Raw genomic sequence first — 1,305 nt, forward strand, 5'->3', positions numbered from 1 at the left:
CGAGCATCTTTGTGGTCAAGTTGTCAAGGGCGAACGGTGGATGCCTTGGCACCAGGAGCCGATGAAGGACGTGGGAGGCCGCGATAGGCCTGGGGGAGCTGTCAACCAAGCTGTGATCCCAGGGTGTCCGAATGGGGTAACCCGGCATCAGTCATGTGATGTCACCCGCACCTGAACTCATAGGGTGTGTGGAGGGAACGCGGGGAAGTGAAACATCTCAGTACCCGTAGGAAGAGAAAACAAATAGTGATTCCGTGAGTAGTGGCGAGCGAAAGCGGATCGAGGCTAAACCGGTTGCGTGTGATACCTGTCAGGGGTTGCGTGGTCGGGGTTGTGGGACCCTGCTCGACAGGCTGACACCTGTTGGAGAAGTTACAAAGCCAGTTGTTAGCTGAATGGTCTGGAAAGGCCGACCGTAGACGGTGATAGTCCGGTAGGTGAAAGCAGCTGGTCTTCTGTGGGTGTTCCCGAGTAGCGGCGGACTCCTGAAATCTGCCGTGAATCTGCCAGGACCACCTGGTAAGCCTAAATACTTCCTGGTGACCGATAGCGGACGAGTACCGTGAGGGAATGGTGAAAAGTACCCCGGGAGGGGAGTGAAATAGTACCTGAAACCGTTCGCCTACAATCCGTCGGAGCCTTTAGGGGTGACGGCGTGCCTTTTGAAGAATGAGCCTGCGAGTTAGTGGCATGTGGCGAGGTTAACCCGTGTGGGGGAGCCGTAGCGAAAGCGAGTCTGAAGAGGGCGTTTGAGTCGCATGTTCTAGACCCGAAGCGGAGTGATCTAGCCATGGGCAGGCTGAAGCGCGGGTAAGACCGCGTGGAGGGCCGAACCCACCAACGTTGAAAAGTTGGGGGATGACCTGTGGTTAGGGGTGAAAGGCCAATCAAACTCCGTGATAGCTGGTTCTCCCCGAAATGCATTTAGGTGCAGCGTCGCGTGTTTCTTGCCGGAGGTAGAGCACTGGATGGTCTAGGGGGCCCACAAGCTTACCGAAATCAGCCAAACTCCGAATGCCGGTAAGTGAGAGCGCGGCAGTGAGACTGCGGGGGATAAGCTTCGTAGTCGAGAGGGAAACAGCCCAGATCACCAGCTAAGGCCCCTAAGCGTGTGCTAAGTGGAAAAGGATGTGGGGTCGCATAGACAACCAGGAGGTTGGCTTAGAAGCAGCCACCCTTTAAAGAGTGCGTAATAGCTCACTGGTCAAGTGGTTCCGCGCCGACAATGTAGCGGGGCTCAAGTACACCGCCGAAGCTGTGGCACTCACACGTGTGCTTCGCATCGTCTTTCGGGATGGTGTGCAG

1 rRNA gene is annotated in these 1,305 nt (G+C 56.4%); it reads left to right on the top strand.

The features are described from left to right. Window positions 1-13: 13 nt before the first annotated feature. Window positions 14-1,305: ribosomal RNA gene (locus C1I95_RS33980) — 23S ribosomal RNA — on the top strand; the annotation flags it as partial.

It is taken from the genome of Micromonospora craterilacus (assembly GCF_003236315.1).
GTDB lineage: Bacteria > Actinomycetota > Actinomycetes > Mycobacteriales > Micromonosporaceae > Micromonospora > Micromonospora craterilacus.